This is a genomic window from Chitinophaga sp., from assembly GCF_039596135.1.
Classification (GTDB): Bacteria; Bacteroidota; Bacteroidia; order Chitinophagales; family Chitinophagaceae; genus Chitinophaga.
In genome coordinates this window covers 79,109-100,662 of sequence record NZ_JBCNKH010000019.1, presented here as the reverse complement: position 1 = coordinate 100,662, position 21,554 = coordinate 79,109, and the positions used below count along the sequence as shown (strand labels likewise).

The window sequence follows — 21,554 nt, the reverse complement described above, 5'->3', positions numbered from 1 at the left end:
TGTCCGGGCAAGGTGGAGGTAAGACACTATTAATCGAACTAGGTAGAATTGAAATCCTGATGAATTGGATTATGGGCAAGTTTGATACATATCTATTAATCGAACTAGGTAGAATTGAAATGGTGATTTTACCCCTGTTGCCGGCGTCCCTTTGGGCCTATTAATCGAACTAGGTAGAATTGAAATATTGTATACAACTGGTAATATTGGCGGCAATACGAACTATTAATCGAACTAGGTAGAATTGAAATGCTGGAAAAAAGTTTCTTCCTCTGCATTGGGCACTATCTATTAATCGAACTAGGTAGAATTGAAATTGACATATGAAGAGCGTTTGCGACATTATGCGCAACTATTAATCGAACTAGGTAGAATTGAAATATCCGGGAACTAGTATGCTGGTTAAACCGATGCAGATCTATTAATCGAACTAGGTAGAATTGAAATCCGTCCCGGAATAATATCCAGTCCTCCGGGTCTTTACTATTAATCGAACTAGGTAGAATTGAAATACTTGTACGTATTGTCCGGCTTTTAGACCGGAAATACCTATTAATCGAACTAGGTAGAATTGAAATAGAAGGACGTATTATGAAATACATAATCAAGATAGACTATTAATCGAACTAGGTAGAATTGAAATTTCCTCAAACATCTTTGCGCCGAATTTAACGGCTATCCTATTAATCGAACTAGGTAGAATTGAAATTTTGCGTCTGAAGAGTGTCCATACTTTTCGTAACTCTATTAATCGAACTAGGTAGAATTGAAATTCGAATGGTTGCAGCTTCTCAATATTGCTCCCCACTTCTATTAATCGAACTAGGTAGAATTGAAATACAAATGAAAAGTAAAGATCGCATCATGCGAGCTGTCACTATTAATCGAACTAGGTAGAATTGAAATTCATATGCCTGTAGCACCACTTGCAAACCTTCTTCAGCTATTAATCGAACTAGGTAGAATTGAAATTTTAAAGCCGTTAATTCGGCTCCTACCGGCATCCTGACTATTAATCGAACTAGGTAGAATTGAAATTAGCAAAGTATTACAGCAATGGCGGTCAACTGAACACTATTAATCGAACTAGGTAGAATTGAAATATATGTTTGCCTTCACATGTATACCGTATACACACCCCTTAATTGAACTAGGTAGAATTGAAATGGTAGCTATTTATTGCATGGCAACCTTTGATCAGGATCCCTTAATCGAACTAGGTAGAATTGGAATCTATCCTTTGCCCCTTTTCGTATGCTGCTTTCTGGCCCCTTAATCGAACTAGGTAGAATTGAAATAAATTAATTACATAAAAGGACGGTTTATTCTTACCCCCATTAATCGAACTATGTAGAATTGAAATATGGTCAATGTACCCAAGTTCATGATTCTGGATTTCCCTTTAAACGAACTATGTAGAGATAAAATTTGGGAAAATGGCTAAAACCCGCAAAACCCCGCAAAATCCATGCTGTCTTTTAATCGAACTATGTAGAATTGAAATATTGTGAGACTCGTTTAATTGCTTTTATTTGCCTCACCTTTAATCGAACAAGATAGAATTGAAATGGAGATACTGCGTAATAAATAGTTTTATCACTAATCCCTTAATCGAACCAGGTATAATTGAAATGGGATCAGGTCTGGGCTCAAGTCTGGGATCAGGTCGCCCTTAATCGAACTATGTAGAGTTGAAATTGGTATCGGTGAGATAACGTATAGCATCCCAGCTGCCTTTAATCGAATTATATAGAATTGAGTTACGTAACTCGTGATGGTACAAATCTGAGGAAGGAGCCTTTAATCGAACCTGGCAGAATTGAAATCCAGGTTTGAGCTGTGTGAAAAATGCAGATCGTACCCTTTAATCGAACCAAGTATTATAAAACACATTTGTGGCAGGATGTGAAAATTTATATTTCGCCATAACTCATAAAAATAACAACATGGCAAATTATAACTTTGTAGCTGCAGGCTTTTTATTTTTAAAAAAACCTACTCAATATGAAGGGTAAATTAGCCCTCAAGCTGCCAATGAATAACCAATCCATTTGAATTTATTGCCTTCTCATTTGTGTTGAACAAATGCGGAGCATAAAGCATTGCCCGCTATACAAAGAGTGGCAAATGAAAAGTGAAAACCATAGGATTTATGAAATGATAACGAAGATAGGTACTAACTTATTATATTCGTAAAAGTAAACACAAGCTAATGGAGAGAGCCCTGCTGTTTTATATATTCCAGGAACCATCGTTTAGCATCCCAAAACGCGGGCTATGCAACCCGATGATACCATTCTACAAACCCGAAATAAGGCGAATGCTTCTATGGAAAGTCGAATGCAGATCACGGTGACGCCAATGGTAAATGATATAAGAAATGAAGCAGACAAGGCACTGGAGCTACTTCAAAAGTAAAAGTTAAAGGACTACTTCATTATCTAAACACATGAAATTCTTAACACGCACCATCTGGATACTCTCATTTATCAGTCTACTCACTGACATCGCCAGTGAAATGCTGTACCCTATCATGCCTATATATTTAAAAACCATTGGTTTTTCTGTATTACTGATCGGCATTTTAGAAGGCCTTGCAGAGGCAACTGCCGGATTAAGCAAAGGATATTTCGGAAATTTGTCTGATCATCTAAACAAACGTGCACCCTTTGTCCGGCTGGGTTATACGCTTAGTGCTTTTTCAAAACCTATGATGGCATTGACAGTATATCCTTTATGGATATTTCTTGCACGTACTGCCGACCGTTTGGGCAAAGGTATCCGCACCGGAGCAAGAGATGCCATGTTATCAGACGAAGCAACACCAGCTACGAAAGGTCGGGTATTTGGTTTCCACCGTTCAATGGATACGCTGGGTGCTGTACTGGGGCCTACATTGGCATTATTGTACCTGTATTTCTACCCCGGTCGTTACCGAATGTTGTTCCTGTTGGCGTTTTTACCGGGAATGCTGGCTATTAGCTTGTCCTTTTGTCTGAAAGACAGAAACGCACAACCAAAAGAAAAGAAGTCCACGGTTTCTTTTTTCTCCTTCCTGCATTACTGGAAAAATAGTCCTGTCATTTATCGCAAGCTGGTAGCAGGGCTGTTAATATTTACTTTATGCAATAGTTCTGACGTATTCCTGCTTTTAAAAGTGAAACAGGCAGGTTTAAATGACGTTTCCACCATAGGGGTATATATTTTTTATAACCTGGTATATGCCATTGCTGCTTTCCCGCTTGGTGTGCTGGCTGACCGGATAGGATTGAAAAAAATATTTCTTGCCGGACTGTTGCTATTTGTAATGGTATATATAGGTATGACTGCTATCGGTAGTTGGTATTGGTATGGGTTATTGTTCCTCCTGTACGGATTGTATGCAGGGGCTACAGAAGGAATATCAAAAGCGTGGATAAGTAATATTACAGAAAAGGGGAATACGACCACTGCTATAGGTACTTTCACTGCATTTCAAAGTATCTGCACCATGCTGGCAAGTGCTCTTACTGGTTGGTTATGGTTCAGGTTTGGAGCCGGAACTGCATTTTTAATTACGGCAATGATGGCTTTTGCGGTGGTACTTTATATTTTATTTGCTATTCCCGAACCCCGGAATGATAAATAGCCACTTTCGGATCTACGTTTTATTACAAAGTATCAACCCACACCTGATTATTTCTAAATATTGACAAATATCAGTAAAATACCATTAACCCTGATAGAGATCAATAAACAATATCACCTAATTTCCTCAAAAATGTCCCTATCTTGTAGAACTGCTGGTAGTCCAAAAATACCAGCAAGTGAGGTTGCCATGCTTTATAGATTTATGTCCCGGAAGATGTGGGACATAATTACTGCTCCAACCATTTTTATAAGAACAGAAAATCCAATTCCATGATAATGAAAACTAGACTATTAATGTCAGCTTTGGCTTTTTTAGCCTTATCTTATACAAATGCCAACAATCTGCAGGTACAAACAGCCATCCCCCAGAGCTATTTTAAACTAACCACCTCCAATGGCCTAATCGTATCAGTCTACAACGAAAAAACAGGAGGTATCGACTATGTCTATCCACATATTTTTACCAATACTGATTCAATCCACTACGTCAACCCTTTTATAGGAAACATAAAACTCAGAAGCAAAGAGAAACCGCTCCGAACAGTTTATGTTCAAAATACCCATGTTATTTCGGCTGAATATAAAGATTTTAAAGTCTACTATACTGCTTCGTTTCTGCGCCATGACAAAGTCTTCTATATAGTGGTACGGGGCACCAAAAATAAAATAGAAAACCTGGAATTCGATGCTGAAATGGGAGCCGGAAAGCAGGTATCCGGAATTGATCATCTCGAAAATTCGCTGCAGGATTTACCCTGCCTGATAGAAGGTAATGCTATTTCAGGTTCCATTATCAAACAATATAAAGGTGATATCTACGAGAAATATTTCCTTTACTCATTTACTGACCCACGACATAAAGACCGGGATATCGTAAATAAGGCAATTGAAAATATCAGGTCCTCGCCAAGGTCATTAATTGACGCAGAAATAAAATACATGAGAAAGCTGATTGACAACTGTAAATATCCGCCAGCTTTGTCTTCAAAAGAACGGGATATCTTAGAACAGTCTGTAACTATGCTGAAAATGTCCCAGGTATCCGATTACGAAATATTCCCAAATTCCCCCGGCCAGATCATGGCTTCCTTACGCCCCGGGTTATGGCATACAGCATGGGTTCGTGACGCTGCCTTTGCCATACAGGCAATGACCAGGCTCGGCATGTATAACGAAGCAAGGAAAGGCCTGGAATTTATGCTGAAAGCTCCCGCCAATAAGTATAAGCATTATATTTATAAGGATGGTAAAGATTACGGCCCCGGAATGGATTACCAGATATCACTTACCCGCTATTTTGGAGATGGCAGTGAGGAATGTGACACCAACAATGAGGGCCCGAATATCGAGTATGATGACTTTGGGCTTTTTCTTATTGCCTATATAGATTATGTGAACCGTAGCGCAGATTGGGCATTTTATAAGAAATGGAATGATATTGCCACCCATAAAATAGCAGATGTGATCATTCACTGTATGGAATCCAATAATCTTATAAAGGCCGATTCCGGACCCTGGGAGCATCATCTGGCATTGACCAAACAATATACCTTCACTTCAGGTGTCTGTGCCCGCGGATTAGAACTGTTCAGCAATGCACAAAAAAGCCAGGGGCTGCCTTACAAAAAATATAAAGAAGCCGCAGGAAAAATAAAACAAGCCATATTAGATCATATGCTGGTTGACCATAAATACCTGAAGGGCAATGCCGGTGACATGAATATTACCGATCATGAGTACTGGGATGGCGGTTCCTTTGAGCTTTTTGCCAACGGACTAGTAGCCGATACAAATCTTTTTAAATCACACATGGAGGCATACAATAACAGGTTAAGAATAAAAGGAGAACGGCCCGGTTATATTCGCCTGGAAAGCGGTGATCCGTATGAAAACCAGGAATGGATGTTCATCAATCTCCGCATAGCCTATGCCCATTTGAAATTTGGAAATAAAAAAGCTGCTCAACCCCTGATTGGCTATATCACAGAACAGGCTGCTGCCAATCACAACACGATTCCCGAAATGATCAGCAATAAATCTCAGATGGAAAAAGTGCCGGCAGAAAAACGTGACATTGAGGTTTGGTGCAATTGCGTTCGAGACCAGGATGATATGTACATAGGTATGATACCGATGATTGGATATGGGGCAGGGGCATATACTTTGGCCCTGCTGTCATTTTATGGACTTAACTGAGCATAATGGATATAGAAGTATGCAGCTCTTATGAAGAAATAAGCGTAAAAGCAAAAGATATAATCGTTGAGCAGCTTAGGTACCACAAGCGCCTCCGCCTCTGTGCTGCAACGGGTGGAAGCCCTACCGGGCTTTACAAAGAATTAGCAGCGGAATTTGGTAAACAACCCGATCTGTTTGACCAGCTTCATATCATAAAACTGGACGAATGGGGCGGGCTTGACATGAACCATCCGGGAACCTGTGAAACATACCTGCAGCAACATGTTATCCAACCCTTAAAAGTAGGAGAAGACCGTTACCTGTCTTTTCAAAGTGGTCCGGATGATCCCCTGGCAGAATGTAATAGAATCAAAAATGAATTATACTGTCTGGGAGGGATAGATATCTGCATCCTCGGGTTAGGGATGAATGGACACCTGGCACTGAACGAACCTGGTAGTGCTTTGGAATCTCAATGCCATGTTGCCCGGCTGGATCCCCAATCCCTGGAACATCCTATGCTCGGTGACGGTGAAAGACCCCAATATGGCCTGACCTTAGGCATGGCAGAAATCCTGCAGGCAAAACAAATAGTCCTGCTTATAAGCGGAGAGAAAAAGAAAGAGATAGCATATAAGCTGCTGTCTTCAAAAAGTGTAACCACCATTCTCCCTGCATCATTTGTCTGGCTGCACCCCCATGTTAAATGCCTGATAGATCGTGAGGCATATCAGGGCCTCAATAATCTTAATAATGAAAACAAATAAACTGGTGAAAAAACATATATTCTTACTATTAGTAACAGGTTGCCTTACTATTCATACCAAGGCACAAAAACAGGATATCAACGCACGGGTCGAAAATCTGCTGGCACAGATGACCCTGAACGAAAAAGTCGGACAATTGAACCAATATAACGACGATGGTGCTGCTACCGGACCTGTAACCGTTGATGGCGATAAAGAAAACCAGATCAGGCGTGGTGAACTGGGATCTATGCTAAATGTATTTACCGTATCGCGTATGCGCCAATTCCAGGATATTGCCATGCAGTCCCGCCTGAAGATTCCCCTTATATTTGGGCAGGATGTCATACATGGTTATAAAACCACTTTCCCCATACCATTAGGAGAAGCTGCCAGCTGGGACCTGGAAGCTATCAAACGCTCTGCGCGAATAGCAGCTACAGAAGCTTCGGCAGGTGGTATACACTGGACGTTTGCCCCTATGGTTGATATCAGCCGGGATCCCCGTTGGGGAAGAATAATGGAAGGGGCAGGAGAGGACCCCTACCTGGGATCACTCATCGCAAAAGCAAGGGTAGAAGGCTTTCAGGGCGATCAAATAGGTGCAACAAACAGCGTGCTGGCATGTGCCAAACATTTTGCTGCTTATGGAGCTGCGGAAGCTGGTCGCGACTATAACAGCGTGGATATGAGTGACAGGTTGCTATGGGAGGTATATCTTCCACCTTACAAAGCTGCCCTGGATGCGAATGTCGCTACTTTTATGACCTCTTTCAACGATCTGAATGGTATTCCGGCTACAGGTAACACCTATCTCTACAGGGATATTCTAAAAGGAAAATGGAACTTTTCAGGATTAGTTGTTTCCGACTGGGGTGCCATAGGTGAAATGATTAACCACGGGTTTGTCAAAAATGGAAAGGAAGCTGCCAGAGCCGCAATAACAGCGGGAACTGACATAGATATGGAAAGCAGGGCCTATAAAAACAACCTGGCGCAGCTGGTTACAGAAGGCAAAGTAGATATTGCATTGGTAGATGATGCAGTAAGGCGCGTATTGCGAAAGAAATTTGAACTGGGGTTATTTGACGATCCTTATAAATACTTTGACGAAAAGCGGGAAAAAGAAGAAATGAATAATCCGGAACATACAAAATCTGCAAGAGCTATTGCAGCGAAGAGCATTGTTTTGATGAAAAATAAGGATAACCTGCTTCCGCTTTCAAAGGAACTAAAAACCATTGCATTCATTGGGCCTTTAGTGAAAGAATATAAACAAAACCTGGGTTTCTGGTCAATCGAACTGAATAATGTAGATTATGAAAAATTTATTGTTTCACAATGGGATGGCCTGAAAAATAAGGTTGGAGAAAATACAAAACTGCTTTATGCCAAAGGTTGTGAAATAGAAGGTACCGACAAGAGCGGTTTTGCGGAAGCTATTGAAACAGCCAAAAAAGCGGACGTTGTGATTTTGAGTATAGGAGAACGCCGGGATATGAGTGGAGAGGCTAAAAGCAGAAGCGATATACACCTGCCCGGGGTACAGGAAGATCTTGTAAAAGCGATCCAGGCCACAGGAAAACCAGTAGTGGTACTGATTAACGCGGGCCGCCCCCTGATATTCAACTGGACGGCAGATAATGTTCCTGCTATTCTCTATACATGGTGGCTTGGCTCAGAAGCCGGCAACGCTATTGCAGATGTCTTGTTCGGAGATGTGAATCCCGCCGCCAAACTACCTGTTACTTTCCCCCGTGAGGTAGGGCAAATTCCGATTTATTATAACCATTTCAATACAGGCCGCCCTGCTGAGTGTGACGACTGTACATTTTACAGATCAGCGTATACCGATTTGAAGAATAGCCCTAAATATGCCTTTGGTCATGGCCTGAGCTATACATCCTTTGAATATAAAGATCTGAAGTTATCTAAAACAAAAATGAATAAAAATGAAACCATTGAGGTTTCGTTCAACCTGTCAAATACAGGGAAATATGATGGGGAAGAAGTGGTTCAGCTTTATCTGAGAGATAGGGTAGGATCAGTTGTACGCCCTGTAAAAGAGCTGAAAGATTTTAAGAAAATAATGCTCAGGAAAGGGGAAACCAAAACGATCACGTTTGTTATCGATAATAGTAAACTCTGTTTCTATGACAGGAAGTTAGAGTATAAATCTGAAGATGGAGAGTTTGACATTATGATCGGTGCGGCTTCTGATGACATCCGTTTACATAGTGAGTTTGAGCTGGTGGACTAAATAAAAGGCGATAAATGTAAGCGTATTTATCGCCTTTTAATATTTTACGAAAAATATTTTATTAACTGGCTATTGGCAAAATCAATAAAAAATCCAATCCCAAAGGCTGTTAAAATATGTTCCAGGGAAGGAGTTCTGCGTCTATGGCTTATTCGTTTCATTACTGCCGGCAGAATTGCGAATCCAAATATTAACGAAGCGAAAAATACATTCCATTTAAAATTATCCATATTCATTGTTACTTTAGGGAAATTGGTGATCTGCCTGCAAAATATTCCAAGGGATACTAAAATATAGACAGCAATTGTCCAATTCATTTTCTTTTGTAAAATTTTCCTCCCATTAAATCTTGCATCCGGGTAAAATCCCATATCTCCAAAATAGGTTGAAATAGATGTTGCGATGTTCATATTTTTCTAGTTAAAGGGTAATAAATATTTTCAACGTGCTCGCCCCATCCGGGAAATTGCTGTCTCAGCTCTTTGATGGTACGTTTATCAATTAATCCCTGTAAAATGCTCAATGCCTCTGTGTCAGGAATTTCATGTTCCGGGGCTATAATTCTATCAGCATACCCCTGGTTTAAGAGCAATTCTGAAAAGGATGCTACTCTTTGTTTAAACAGTAATCCGGTTTTCAGATTTTCATTGCTGGCTTCACATACTAAAAGGACAATCACCCGCTCTTCATTGGACGATGTCGTTCTCTGCGGCCAGGATTTAATTTCATCAATCGAAACTGTTTCTCCCCCAATGAACATTTTCATACCATCTGAATGTGCTACAACCAACAGAACGTTTTCAGCGCCGTTGATTAAAATATTTTTGAAGTCATCTTTAGATCTTATTGCCTCCTTAAAATGCCCTTTGACCTTTTCATTTACTTCATTGTAATATTTTATCCAGCCGTCTAGCCCTAAAAGAGTGAAACCAGTTTTGGCCAGTTCATCTTTATTAGTTGGTAACCCATTGCATACAAGTGCCTGTTCACTATTAAAGGAAATTCCATCTGAAGTAATTGCATTTGATAATGGCTTATTGACATAGGGACTCCTTCTTAAAGTATGCACCTTGTTTTTATCTGCCAATGCCGTTACATCAGTAGCAGTGACTTTGTCTCCGCTCCAGATAATATGATCAATAAGCCCTTTCTCTTTTAGGTATTGAATATCAGTATTTAAACTCTGCTCCTTCCATAGATTTTTGTATTTATCGAATTTTATAATTTCGGTATAGCCTATCAATTGATTCCCCTGGGGAAATATCGTAGTTAGGTATTCTGTTCTTTTATCCGTGGCTTTATAGGTAAATACAAAAAGCGTTTTCTGAAAAGAGCTTAGGTCCTCAGGTATTTGATTTATAAAGATGGATAATTTTGAAAAATATAGTAGACTGTCCTTCCCGTATTGAAAAAAGGTTGGCGAAAAAATGTAATTTCCTGTTGGATCTAATTTTGTAAAACCAACTCCTGAAGACCTAGCACTATAAATTATCCGATGTGTTATTTCTTTGAGGGGATGAGTCCAAACGTTGTCAGTTGAGTCAGGAAGAAAGTCAAATGGCAATTTGGGCGGCAATAAATGGTTTTTCCAATTAGGATAATGATTAATAATATTTGGATAATACTTTGATAGTATAAGTTCAATGGTATTGTAGTCAAAATCGCCTGTAAGCAGTAAATTCTCCGCTTTTTGTAATTTAAGGAGACCAATTCGAACGTCAAGTTTGGGATATTTTTTAAGACCCGACGGTAGATACTTTTGGGTGATGAGATATTTTATGTATTTATTTTCTGCATTGTAAGTAGCTTCGAAATTATTAAAGATATTTTCGTGTAAATGATGACTCCCGTGAAGGTCCAATAAGGCCGACCAGCCTGAATCCTTCAGTAATGCACTGATAGTTTCCTCCGAATAAGTACCCGTAACTTTAAACCCGTTATCTATCTGGAACAAAGTTAAAAGACTCTTCCCGTCTTTTCCTTTATAATTAGTGAAATAGGAGGTTTTCTCAAAATTAATAGCCGCAAAATGTTTTCTGATCGCTCTATATATTGTTGCATTTACTATCCCGTTTGCAGGGAGATGTTCATCCTTGCATATTTTAATAACGGTAGATTCGAATTGCTCGATAGTGATATGCGTATAGGGGTCATCCCTGGTCTGATCATCAATTAAATCAAATGCTAATTTCGTTTCTTTATTTGGGGCAATCCACAAATCTCCTTTTGCCTTGCCTAATTTTGTACGATTATCTTCATACCATTTATTAAATGAAATACGATTATTATTTTCTATGACGTAGGAATTTTCTTTTAGAAATGGAATTAACCTTGATGGTTTTATACTGGTTCCGGATTCACTGACTATAGCCCCTACTTTTTGAGAAAGTGTTATCTCTCCTCCTTCACGTCCTAGTAATGAAAGACCTTCTACAATTATTTCGCCTATCTGTGCATGCAAAGTAATCTGCTGTAAAAGCAGCATGATAAATAAGGGGATAATTTTCCGGGTAATCATTTGGGGGCGTATTTTATTGGAAGATATAAGGGAATATGCTTTTATGTATTATCCAAATAAAATTAATAAAAGATTTATGATGTAATAACAAAAGAAGTAAAATTATGTTTGAAAAAAACATGGCTTTGAGATGAAATGTACAAAATCTCTGAGCCATGTTTACAAAGTCACTAGTAACCGATTTCCAAAAACTGCCTGATCAACTCCCCGATCCTTCCCGGCGCATCTTCCAGACTATAATGCCCCACATCAGGCAATTCATGTACTACGCCAGCAGGAAATACCGATTTGAAAAGCGGAATAAAATATTTCCCATGCAAAGTTCTATCGCACCCACCCCAAATAACCAATGCCGGTAGGCGGCCTATTTTTTCTTTGGCCTCATTTGATGGCACTTCAAAATTATGAGCACCAATTGCAAATCCCTTTGCCCAACCTATTGCACCCAACGTCTGACCGGGTGTTGGAAAAGCGGCACCATAGGCTGCTATCCAGGTATCAGTAATGATTTCATTTCGTTCAAACCCATTTAATTTGAGGGTACTTAAAATATGATAATGAAGTTCATGCAAAACCTGTTCAAGTTTCCCCGAATTTTCCGCCGCAAGAATCCATTGAAACCATGGAGATTCCTTCGTATTTGCCTGGAGTACCTGTACCAATTCGGGTTGTCCGAAAGGTGTAGGGCTATTAAGACTGATTACACGGAGTATACGGTCCGGCTGCCGCGCTGCTAACCCCATGCCTACTGGTCCTCCAAAATCGTGCACCACCAAAGTGATACCCCGAAGGTCAAGGTCAATTACGAACTTTTCAAGGTTGTCAATGTGATCCTGCAGCCAATAGCTCCTGTCGGCAGGTGTCTCACTTTTCCCGAAGCCCATATGATCAGGAACAATTACCCGGTAGCTGCCTGAAAACTGGGTAATAATATGCCGGAACAAATACCCCCAGGTCGGTTCGCCATGCAGACAAAGCAAAATATCTCCCTGCCCCTCGTCAACATAATGCATATTGAATCCTGGCGCCGAATTAAAATGAGGTGCGAAAGGAAAGGTACCCTCAAACGTTTCATTCTTTGAAATCATAATTAAAATATTCATAGTAAAATTAGACTGAAAAAAAGCATAATTCCGGTATAAATACAGGATAAAACAGTACATTTATCCCTCGAATAAGGTATGTATGCATCAGTCCGTGGAAGTCATTTATAGAAAAGAAGATGAGGGAAAGACAGGAGAATTGCATTTTCCATTTTTCCAGATGGCTTATGTTATCTCCGGTAAGGGAAGTCTTGGAATTAACGAAAGCCGTGTACCTTACTGGCAGGGAAACCTAATGCTACTGACCCCGGACGACCGGCACCATTTTGAGATTGAAGCCGAAACAGAATTCCTCCTGGTTAGATTTTACACCAACTATATAAAAGAGTACAGCTGGCGGAGTATTGACCATATGGAGTGTATTTTATATTACGCTTCACACATGTCTGGCTGCATTCTGCATAATACTTCCGATTTTTCACTGGTAGCAGCACTGGTTGACTCCATTCTCCACTGTATTAAACATGAGGGTATCTATAACGAGGACTTAACAATTAACTTTGTCAATGCCCTGATTGTGATCGCAGCAAGAAATATTGCCCTCATCAAACCTAAAGGTATCAGCCCAAATGCGGATAAGAGAATTTTAGATATCATCGCCTATATTCAACGTCATATTTTTTCTCCACAGCAGTTAAAAGTTCCCTTAATAGCCAACCAGTTTGGTATATCTGATACTTATCTGGGAAGTTATTTCAGGCAGCAATGCGGAGAAACCATACAGCATTTTATTTCAAACTATAAGATCCGCCTCATTGAGCATAGATTGAAATTCAGCGACAAGCGGATCAAAGAAATTGTCCATGAATTTGGGTTCGCTGATGAAAGTCATCTGAACAAGTTTTTTAAAAAACATAAAAATGGAATAAGCCTGACAGCATACAGAAAGGAGAATTCAAAAGATAAATTTGCAGAGAGCCAATCTCTGGCATAATTCCGGTCATAGAATAGAAACAAGACGTATGAAGAAAATAGGATTTTTATCATTCGGGCATTGGTCTGATCATCCAGCCTATAAAACCCGTACGGCGGGCGACACCTTGCTTCAGTCCATTGATCTGGCCGTCGCTGCCGAAGAAATCGGTTTAGACGGCGCATATTTTCGGGTACATCATTTTGCTGCTCAATTAGCATCTCCATTTCCACTGCTTGCTGCCATCGGCGCCAAAACAAGCAGCATAGAGATTGGAACAGGTGTGATTGACATGCGTTATGAAAATCCCCTCTATATGGTGGAAGATGCCGGAGCTGCCGATTTAATTTCGGGTGGACGATTACAACTGGGAATCAGTAGAGGTTCGCCAGAGCAGGTGATAGATGGGTGGCGCTATTTTGGGTATGAACCCGCCGAAGGAGAAACTGACGCAGATATGGGACGCAGAAAAGCGTTGCAATTTTTGGATCAGCTCAAAGGTGTTGGATTTGCAACGCCAAACCCGCACCCAATGTTTCCAAATCCACCGGGCTTATTACGGTTGGAACCTCACTCAGAAGGATTGCGGGAACGTATCTGGTGGGGAGCAGCCTCCAATGCTACAGCTATCTGGGCTGCCGAAAATGGCATGCACCTGCAAAGCTCTACCCTGAAATTCGACGAAAGTGGCAAGCCATTCCATGTTCAACAGGCAGAACAGATCAGGTTGTATAGAGAAGCATGGAAAAAAGCAGGGCACCAGCGCGAGCCAAGGGTGTCTGTGAGCCGGTCCATTTTTGCATTGATGAATGACCAGGATAGATATTACTTCGGTCGGGATAGCAATGCCGCTGACAAAATTGGTTACATTGAAAAAGATAAACGAGCCATTTTCGGGAAAAGCTATGCTGGGGAACCGGATCAGCTCATTAAGGAGCTGGCCCGGGACGAAGCTATCCAGGAAGCCGATACGCTCCTTTTGACAATTCCCAATACGTTAGGAGTGGAGTATAATATTCATGTTCTGTCTTCTATTCTGAAGCATGTTGCGCCCGGTTTAGGATGGCGTTAAAAATATAGAGCGTGTTACTTTTTTCAAACCTACGAAAAAAGAAACACGCTCTCCCTAATTTTTATTTTCCCAAACAATCCCATCTTTAATAATCGTTTTCCCTGCCAGAAAATTCTTCTTATCCTCAAACGGGCTATTGTCCCAAATCAGCAAATCCGCTTTCTTCCCTTTCTCAACAGCTCCATATTTATCTGTTAATCCCAAAGCTACCGCTCCATTGATTGTTGAAATCTGCAGAATTGCCGGGATGCTAAATCCATATTCTGATAAAAGTAATTGCTCAGAAATAAATGCCTTACCACCATTGGGCCAGTCAGTGCCGATCCGTAGTGTTATCCCCTTGTCAAATGATTTTTTTACATACCCCATCAATATATTAAAATTCTCCCTGCACCTGGCCAATTGCGCTGCCGATAAAGACGTATCCAGCTTATTGGAAAAATAAGTTAACCCAAATGGCTCCCCCATCAAATGAATGGATGTAGAATACGTTGCATGTTTTTTTGAAAGTTGATCAATCAACGCGTTTAAAACTTCCGGTTTTTTGTCGTGAATAAAACGAAACATCTCCAATCGCTCTACCTGGCCATTAGCATGGCCCGGGCCATAATATTTCTGCATGTCCAGGTTAAAATCGCCCACATCTTCCGGTGTGTACAGTACACTGTTCACCAAAGTCAGCATATGCTCATAGTTGCGCAAGCCAATATCCAACGTTGAATCGATATGCATGATATTTTGGTCTATATGCCCATAAACGTTCATTCCCAGGCTGTCGGCCGTCTTAAACGCCGCTTCAAATTCCGGCCCTCTTAGCTTCCAATATAATTTAATATGCCTGATGCCTAATCCATAATATTCGAGCACCTTTTGCCTGGCATCCAAAGGCGAATTCACCACAACATGATTGATATAAGGCTTACGGCCTCCATTTGAAACCAACGCGCCGCCTACTGTATAGATGTCCAGGTAATCAGGCTGTGGATGATTTTGCCAGTCAAGTATTGGCGGCAACCATTTTTCAGACTGCCCCATGATCATGGCGGTTGTAACACCATAAGGCAAGAATTTATCAGAAAGGCGCTTCCTGTAGAGTTCCAGAGAGTCTTTTGGCAGGTACTCCCGCAACTCACCATAGCTGCGATAAACATCGGTCGGATGAATGTGCGTATCGACAAATCCCGGGGTTACCAGTTTGCCCCCGGCATCGATGGTTTTTGCTGCAGCATAGTGCTTTTTATCGCTGGTTACTTTAGCAATGATGCCATCTTTGATGAGTATTGTTTGATTGGGTGAAAGCGTTGCCGTTTTGCTGTTAAATACCTTTGCGTGTTTAATGATCAGGTCAAATTTCCCTTTCTGCGCAAAAGAAGTATGGGCAATAAACAATGCCAGGGTAAGCGTAAATAATTTCATAATTAAATAAAGATATAGTACAATTTGAAGATGAATACTGCATTTGGGATGAATGCCCCGAAAAAAGGTATCAAAAATTACCACCCGCCTGCCTCCATTTTTTATATTCACCTTTCATACAATTCCCACAAGGACGATAGCCATTTTGCAGTGCTTCCTGCACCGAACTAAAGAAAACCCTGTTTTCCCTTTTCATTCGTTTGCCCGAACTACAAGACAGCAAACCGTAAATACGCAGTGCTTTATTGCCGGCAACACAAATTTCCTTGCGCCGGATCCTGTACCTTAATCCTTTATCCGAAATATCACGATGTTCTATCATTGTCTAACTGGTTGCATCATGGAAAATAATTCCCAGCGTATGGCGTTCACCCGATTTAACTTCGCTCACCCCATGTTTCATGTTTACCCGGTAATATCCTTTGGTACCCTTTTCTGGTTTAAAGTTCGTAGTAAAAATCAGTACATCTCCTTTCCCGGGCTTTAATACAATCGCTTTCGATTGCGCCCTTGGAATTTGCTGTGTGAGGACAAATTCACCTCCGGTAAAATCTTTATCAGGCTCATTCAACATCAATACTATCTGAATAGGAAAATAAACATCTCCATACAAGTCCTGGTGTAATGTATTAAATCCACCTGGTCCATATTTTAAAATTAAAACAGTGGCTTTATCCTGCCTGCTTTGATGGCATTGTTGTAATAGTGCTGTATGTTCCAGCGGAAATTGCGTAGTGATATTTAAGGCTTTAAACCACGCGTTGGCAATAGGGGCAAGTTTTGCATAGATATTTGTTCTGATGGTCTGGATAACTTCAGGAAGGGGATAATTGAAATATTTATATTCACCTAACCCAAAACGATAACGGGCCATTACGATCGTTTTGCGATAAAGTGTTGCATCTTCATAATTTGCCTTCAGCAATTCACATTGTTCATCTGATAGTAAATCCTGAATAATGGCATAACCGTTTTGATGCATAGCTCCGGTAATGTTTTCCCAATCTGCATTTTCTATTTTTTGAATTATTTCCTGCACTGGTTTGATGATTTATAATTCAAATTTCTGAAAAGAAGGGAAACCCAAAAATCCGGAACATGCTAAATGTAAAACAGCCCATACTTTGATAGTACAGGCTGTTTATATCTTATGCCATACCCACCTCTTCAATCACCGTACTATACACCTTCAACCCCGCTACCCAGGTTTCCAACACTTCAATATTCCGCATGTTCATGTACGGATTTTCCATTGTGAGCGGATCCTGCTGCAACACCACAAAATCTGCGAAGTTCCCCACCTTCAGCGATCCCGTCCACTGTTCTGCATAACACTGCCACGCTGCATCGTAGGTAATCGCTTTCAATGCCTGCCTATGCGATATACATTCTGCCCCATTCAGCACACCAGCTGCAGGATCAGCTTCCATTTTGCGGGTAATAGACTGCTCCATCATCCGCAACGGTCCCAGCGGACTTACCTGGTTATCACTATGCATTGTGATCTGCATACCTGCCTGTAGTGCACTGTTACAAAGATCAAGCATACTTGATTTCTCCCCGAAAATCGCTTCCTGGAAAGCATATCCCCAATACCCTACGTGGCCAATCAGGAAACTTGGAGATACCTGTAGCTTTTTCATGTCAGCTAAATTCTTCTGCGTGGTCAATGAGCAATGTTCTATCCTATGCCGTACTCCTGCAGCAGGATCAGGAATCGATTCCTTAAATGCTTCAATAGCGAATTGAACAGCCAGGTCACCATTCGCATGGAGCATGACAGGCCATTTTTTCTCCCTGACGATCGTTTCCATCAGATCTCTGAACGCCAATGGCGGATGTTCCGGCTTTGTATTATCCTTGCCTCCGAAATTATATACGCCATAGTTATCGGCTGGCTTACATAAATAGGGTTCAGACTGATAACCTGTCAATCCCTGGTTAGAGCCATCAGAAATTACTTTTACATGGCTCAGGTAGATGTCTTTGTACGAAGCTGGTATGGAGAATGTCCCCAATTTCTTAGCATCCTCTATCGTATCGCATACCTGGGCGGCCCCAATGCGTACAGTCGGTGCATGCACCTTTAAATAGGCTTCCAGTATGGATTTCTGACCATCCGTCATCCCAGCATCATGCATAAAGGTGACACCTCTGGAATTGGCGGTCTCGAATATTTCTTTCAGGTATATAAATGACTTCAGGAAAAAGGCTGCCTTCTGTAACAGTGGAATTGTTTTTAAGGCTGGATCCATGCCCGCAGCTTCCTGCAACTGACCTTTTGTTTTACTCTTGTAATCGTTGAAGGAAGAATAGGTGTTTAATAACTCGAGGTTACCCGGGAAGTTCCATATTAACTGCAGTGCAGGCGTGTTCACATAAAGCGTATGCATAGATGCACTAATGATACATACAGGCGCTTCTATAGTAATACTATCTAAAAGGTCGATATCTATTGTTAATAATTCTGTATTATTATTTAACAGTGGCATCAACGCCGGGTCAAGACCGGCACCCAGGAACCACAGGTTCGGGTCTAATTTGTTTAATTTACTGGCTTCCTTCGCAATAATAGCGCCTACTGTAGCGATGTCATAATTCGGTTTCAGCACCTGCCCGTCAAATCCGCCCAGATCAGTCCAGCCCATTAGCATAGCCGTAGGTACCAGGTGAACATGTGGTTCTATCAGACCGGGCAATAAAGTATTGCCTTCGTCCAGCTCCCTGGAAGTAAATCCAGGATAGTTTTGCTGCATAAATGTGGATACATCTTCTTCTGTACCCGCGGCTACCACAAGCCCATTTGCAAATCCGATGGCAGCTACCGGCTCCGCCGATCCGTTGATCATCGGGCGTATCGTTCCGCCAGTGACCATAAAGGGTTCGGATTGTTCTTTTTTTTCAGTAATCCTTTGGGTGGGGAGCTGTGCAAAATTTTCAGGGGTAAAGAGCTCATCTTTTAGGAGTTTGAGAATAGGATTGTTGCAGGCACAATGTGTGCAGGAATGGTGGTGGTGTTCCATGTGATTTGAGGTTTTGGTTATTCTGCTGCAAAAGCACATGGACTATAACACCAAACCGCTATTATTGTTTAAAGTAGATCGCTGCACTGCCACCTGCTACCTTTACTGTAAATGTATCTCCTACAGGTACTGTTTTTTTGCTAAACAATTCCGTAGCCATGCCTCTCTTTAAAAATGGCACACGATACACCTGTGCCTCTTTCCCATAATTAAAGATGGCTACATATTGATCATCTTTTATAAACACATTGTTTCCATCTACGGGCCTAAAACTCTTCCCGCTTTTTGTAACGGCCAGCAAATCTTTATCCTGTAATAATTGTAATGCCACTGTTTTCCATGCACCATCGGTTGCATAGTCGTCGCCCACTACAAGGCTGCCCGTTACCAGCGCCGATGCTAATCTGGCCTTATTGGCATCCAGAGATGCATCCTTAAATACCACATGATCTGCATCCAGGTAAGAATACATCAGCGACTGCCACCAGCCATAGGCAGTGCTGTTCAAGGTGTATTCCGTATTTTCTATAGAGCTGAAAGCATCACAGGCAATGCGGCGCATATGTACATAACGGGAGGTGGCGAGGTTAGGAGAAATAGCTGCGTACAACAGCATATCCTTACCCGCCATACTATCTATCAGTGTCATCCCTTTGCGAAAAGCCTGCATGCCGGTAGTAATACCCTGCTCATAAAAATGATCGCTTTCTATAGCCCCGTGTGATAAAAAGTCTATCTTGACCATCTCATATCCCATGTCTTTAAATTGCTGCATAAAGTATATAATCCTTTGCCGGGTGGCTGGATGAGTGGGGTCCATTGCACGGCCGCCATCTGTATCTGCATACTTACCGTTCTGCGTGGTCCATGTATCTTTGTAATGGTAAGCACTGCCCTCTACAGTACGATCATATTTTCCCCAGTCTACAAATGGCGCCCAGTAAATACCTGGTTTAAAACCTTTCGCTTTGCAGTAAGCCGCGAACGTTTTCAACTGAGCAGGCGTCATATTATCCCAGTAGGAGTCAAGGTCGATGTAGAGGGTATGGTCGGCAGTGCGATAACCGGTGCAGGAGTCATGAAAGAAGTCCACCACCCCCCTGGCTTTTGCAAAGTCTATCCTGGTCTGTAGTACTCCCCAGCTGTTCCAGCATATTGGTGTGGCGCCTTGCCACTTATAAACATAACGGGGCGTTTTATTTGAAAGCGCATAGGTTTCCATCGCATTTCGCCAGTCTTTATTATACCCGATAAAGATCGGAGCTGATTGACAATAACCATCTACAGGTTGTACAAAGCCATGAGCTTTGACATCGTGCGTACGGAGAGAATCAGTATACCCGCAAAATACTTTCAACGTGTTGCGATTTACCCGGATGCCTGTTTTCCATACATCCTGTGCGAGTGAACCGATTACTATGCCACTATGTTCATTATAGATGGCAGTTACTTCGCTGCCTGTAAAGTCAGCTTTCTCAATTGATGGTGCATCATACCGGAACCACATATCATTGTCAAAAGGAACATCCACGACGTGGCCGGTAGCAGCTATTTGAGAAGTGTTCAACGGCGAAAGATAATTACAGGCCATGCCTGCCACCTGTATGGAAATAATGCAGTAATCTTTGCCCGGGAAGGTATAGAACAGTTGTTGCAGCGGACCGCTGTTTACTGCATATACTGTGCCTGTACCGGTTTTTTTGATCACATAACCCCGCTTAACTGGTGTACGGGAATCAATATCCTGTGCAATGGCATACATATTTTCAAAAACGGTCTGACCATCCAGCACTACCGAATAAGTACCTGCTTTCAGATCGTAAATGATTTTATGATTTTTCCCAAATGGTATGTTTACCTGCGCATAGGCAGCTGCCTGCAGTAGGAGCAAACATGTAATAATAGACTTTATCATTCATCCTGGTATTTAAGAGCCCTGTAACCTAGTTCTGCACCACCACTTACGTGCATGATATGACCTGTTATAAACCGCGCCTTTTCTGACACAAGGAATACACATGCATCTGCAATCACATCGCCTTCGGGGCAGTACCCCAGCGGATGGATGGCATTCATATATGCATCAATTCCCTGACCGTTGTTCTGGTATTTTCCCCATTCGCGTAGCATGGGCGTCCATACACCGGCAGGTGCTACTGCATTTACACGAACCTGGTAAGGTGCATAATCCAGCGCCATAGACTTGGTAAGCGCATTGACAGCTCCTTTTGTCGCGGTGTATGCAGCATGATTTTCCTGTCCTATTTCGCCTACCAGGCTGCTCGTATTGATAATGGTACCCTTGCTGCTTTTTAATGCCTCAATACCATAACGGGTGGTTAGAAAAATACTCTTCAGGTTAATGTTCATCAGGTCATCCCATTCTCTTTCCGCAGTTTCATGCAGTGGTTTGGACGGATGTGCGATCGCAGCATTGTTGTGGATTACATCTATCCTGCCATATTTCTCCAGGGTTTGTGCAATCATGTGTTGTACATCTGCTGTTTGTGAAATATCTGCAAGAATACTGGAATGATGATCTCCCAGTTTGTCGATGGCGGAAGCCAGTGTAACGGCATCATTCGATACCACTACGACTACTGCACCTGCTTCCGCATATTTTAATGCACATTCGAATCCGATACCTGTGGATCCTCCTGTTAGTAATATTATTTTGCCGGTCAAAAGTTGCATG

General features: G+C 41.5%; 16 protein-coding genes and 1 CRISPR repeat array. Of the genes, 7 read left to right on the top strand and 9 right to left on the bottom strand.

Annotation, left to right across the window (positions count from 1 at the left end):
• Nucleotides 1–26: 26 nt before the first annotated feature.
• Nucleotides 27–1,826: a CRISPR direct-repeat array (repeat unit 29 nt; unit sequence CTATTAATCGAACTAGGTAGAATTGAAAT).
• Between the two features lie 451 nt (nucleotides 1,827–2,277).
• The 5 genes from ABDW16_RS13920 (at nucleotide 2,278) to bglX (ending at nucleotide 8,814) form a co-directional block, all read left to right on the top strand.
• Nucleotides 2,278–2,418 (top strand): hypothetical protein, encoded by a 141-nt coding sequence (locus ABDW16_RS13920; RefSeq protein ID WP_343670495.1) that lies wholly within the window; start codon nucleotides 2,278–2,280, stop codon nucleotides 2,416–2,418.
• Between the two features lie 31 nt (nucleotides 2,419–2,449).
• Entirely contained in the window at nucleotides 2,450–3,628 is a 1,179-nt protein-coding gene (locus ABDW16_RS13915; protein ID WP_343670494.1) for an MFS transporter, read from the top strand.
• Between the two features lie 278 nt (nucleotides 3,629–3,906).
• Nucleotides 3,907–5,826: a glycoside hydrolase family 15 protein gene (locus ABDW16_RS13910; RefSeq protein WP_343670492.1), complete on the top strand. Its 1,920-nt coding sequence runs from the start codon at nucleotides 3,907–3,909 to the stop codon at nucleotides 5,824–5,826.
• Between the two features lie 5 nt (nucleotides 5,827–5,831).
• Nucleotides 5,832–6,575, top strand: a complete 744-nt coding sequence (locus ABDW16_RS13905; protein WP_343670491.1) for a galactosamine-6-phosphate isomerase — start codon at nucleotides 5,832–5,834, stop codon at nucleotides 6,573–6,575.
• Complete coding sequence (gene bglX, locus ABDW16_RS13900) at nucleotides 6,562–8,814, top strand: beta-glucosidase BglX (protein ID WP_343670490.1); 2,253 nt, start codon at nucleotides 6,562–6,564, stop codon at nucleotides 8,812–8,814. Before ABDW16_RS13905 ends, bglX begins: the two co-directional genes overlap by 14 nt.
• Before the next feature lie 44 nt (nucleotides 8,815–8,858).
• Here bglX and ABDW16_RS13895 read toward each other — a convergent pair whose 3' ends face one another.
• From ABDW16_RS13895 to ABDW16_RS13885, 3 genes are all read right to left on the bottom strand, one after another.
• The gene (locus tag ABDW16_RS13895; protein WP_343670488.1) at nucleotides 8,859–9,224 is read right to left on the bottom strand and encodes a hypothetical protein; all 366 of its coding nucleotides are present in this window, start codon (nucleotides 9,222–9,224) and stop codon (nucleotides 8,859–8,861) included.
• A complete protein-coding gene (locus ABDW16_RS13890) occupies nucleotides 9,221–11,332 on the bottom strand; it encodes a hypothetical protein (RefSeq protein ID WP_343670487.1) in 2,112 nt (703 codons plus the stop codon). Before ABDW16_RS13890 ends, ABDW16_RS13895 begins: the two co-directional genes overlap by 4 nt.
• A gap of 170 nt (nucleotides 11,333–11,502) precedes the next feature.
• Nucleotides 11,503–12,420: an alpha/beta fold hydrolase gene (locus ABDW16_RS13885; protein ID WP_343670485.1), complete on the bottom strand. Its 918-nt coding sequence runs from the start codon at nucleotides 12,418–12,420 to the stop codon at nucleotides 11,503–11,505.
• A 97-nt stretch (nucleotides 12,421–12,517) separates the two neighbouring features.
• Between ABDW16_RS13885 and ABDW16_RS13880 the strand changes: the two genes are divergently transcribed.
• A complete protein-coding gene (locus ABDW16_RS13880; protein ID WP_343670484.1) occupies nucleotides 12,518–13,369 on the top strand; it encodes an AraC family transcriptional regulator in 852 nt (283 codons plus the stop codon).
• 28 nt (nucleotides 13,370–13,397) lie between these two features.
• Nucleotides 13,398–14,420 carry an LLM class flavin-dependent oxidoreductase gene (locus ABDW16_RS13875; RefSeq protein ID WP_343670483.1) on the top strand — a complete coding sequence of 341 codons (1,023 nt, stop codon included), beginning with the start codon at nucleotides 13,398–13,400 and terminating at the stop codon, nucleotides 14,418–14,420.
• A 54-nt stretch (nucleotides 14,421–14,474) separates the two neighbouring features.
• On the opposite strand, the gene ABDW16_RS13870 is transcribed toward ABDW16_RS13875, so the two are convergent.
• The 6 genes from ABDW16_RS13870 to ABDW16_RS13845 form a co-directional block, all read right to left on the bottom strand.
• Nucleotides 14,475–15,836, bottom strand: a complete 1,362-nt coding sequence (locus ABDW16_RS13870; protein WP_343670482.1) for an amidohydrolase family protein — start codon at nucleotides 15,834–15,836, stop codon at nucleotides 14,475–14,477.
• 70 nt (nucleotides 15,837–15,906) lie between these two features.
• Nucleotides 15,907–16,158, bottom strand: a complete 252-nt coding sequence (locus ABDW16_RS13865) for an Ada metal-binding domain-containing protein (protein WP_343670480.1) — start codon at nucleotides 16,156–16,158, stop codon at nucleotides 15,907–15,909.
• 3 nt (nucleotides 16,159–16,161) lie between these two features.
• A complete protein-coding gene (locus ABDW16_RS13860) occupies nucleotides 16,162–16,875 on the bottom strand; it encodes a 2OG-Fe(II) oxygenase (protein WP_343670479.1) in 714 nt (237 codons plus the stop codon).
• Between the two features lie 109 nt (nucleotides 16,876–16,984).
• Nucleotides 16,985–18,859 (bottom strand): amidohydrolase, encoded by a 1,875-nt coding sequence (locus ABDW16_RS13855; RefSeq protein ID WP_343670478.1) that lies wholly within the window; start codon nucleotides 18,857–18,859, stop codon nucleotides 16,985–16,987.
• 61 nt (nucleotides 18,860–18,920) lie between these two features.
• Nucleotides 18,921–20,774 (bottom strand): hypothetical protein, encoded by a 1,854-nt coding sequence (locus ABDW16_RS13850; RefSeq protein WP_343670477.1) that lies wholly within the window; start codon nucleotides 20,772–20,774, stop codon nucleotides 18,921–18,923.
• On the bottom strand, nucleotides 20,771–21,553 hold the full coding sequence (locus ABDW16_RS13845; RefSeq protein WP_343670476.1) for an SDR family oxidoreductase: 783 nt from the start codon (nucleotides 21,551–21,553) through the stop codon (nucleotides 20,771–20,773). The genes ABDW16_RS13850 and ABDW16_RS13845 overlap by 4 nt, the downstream gene beginning before the upstream one ends.
• Nucleotide 21,554 lies beyond the last annotated feature (1 nt).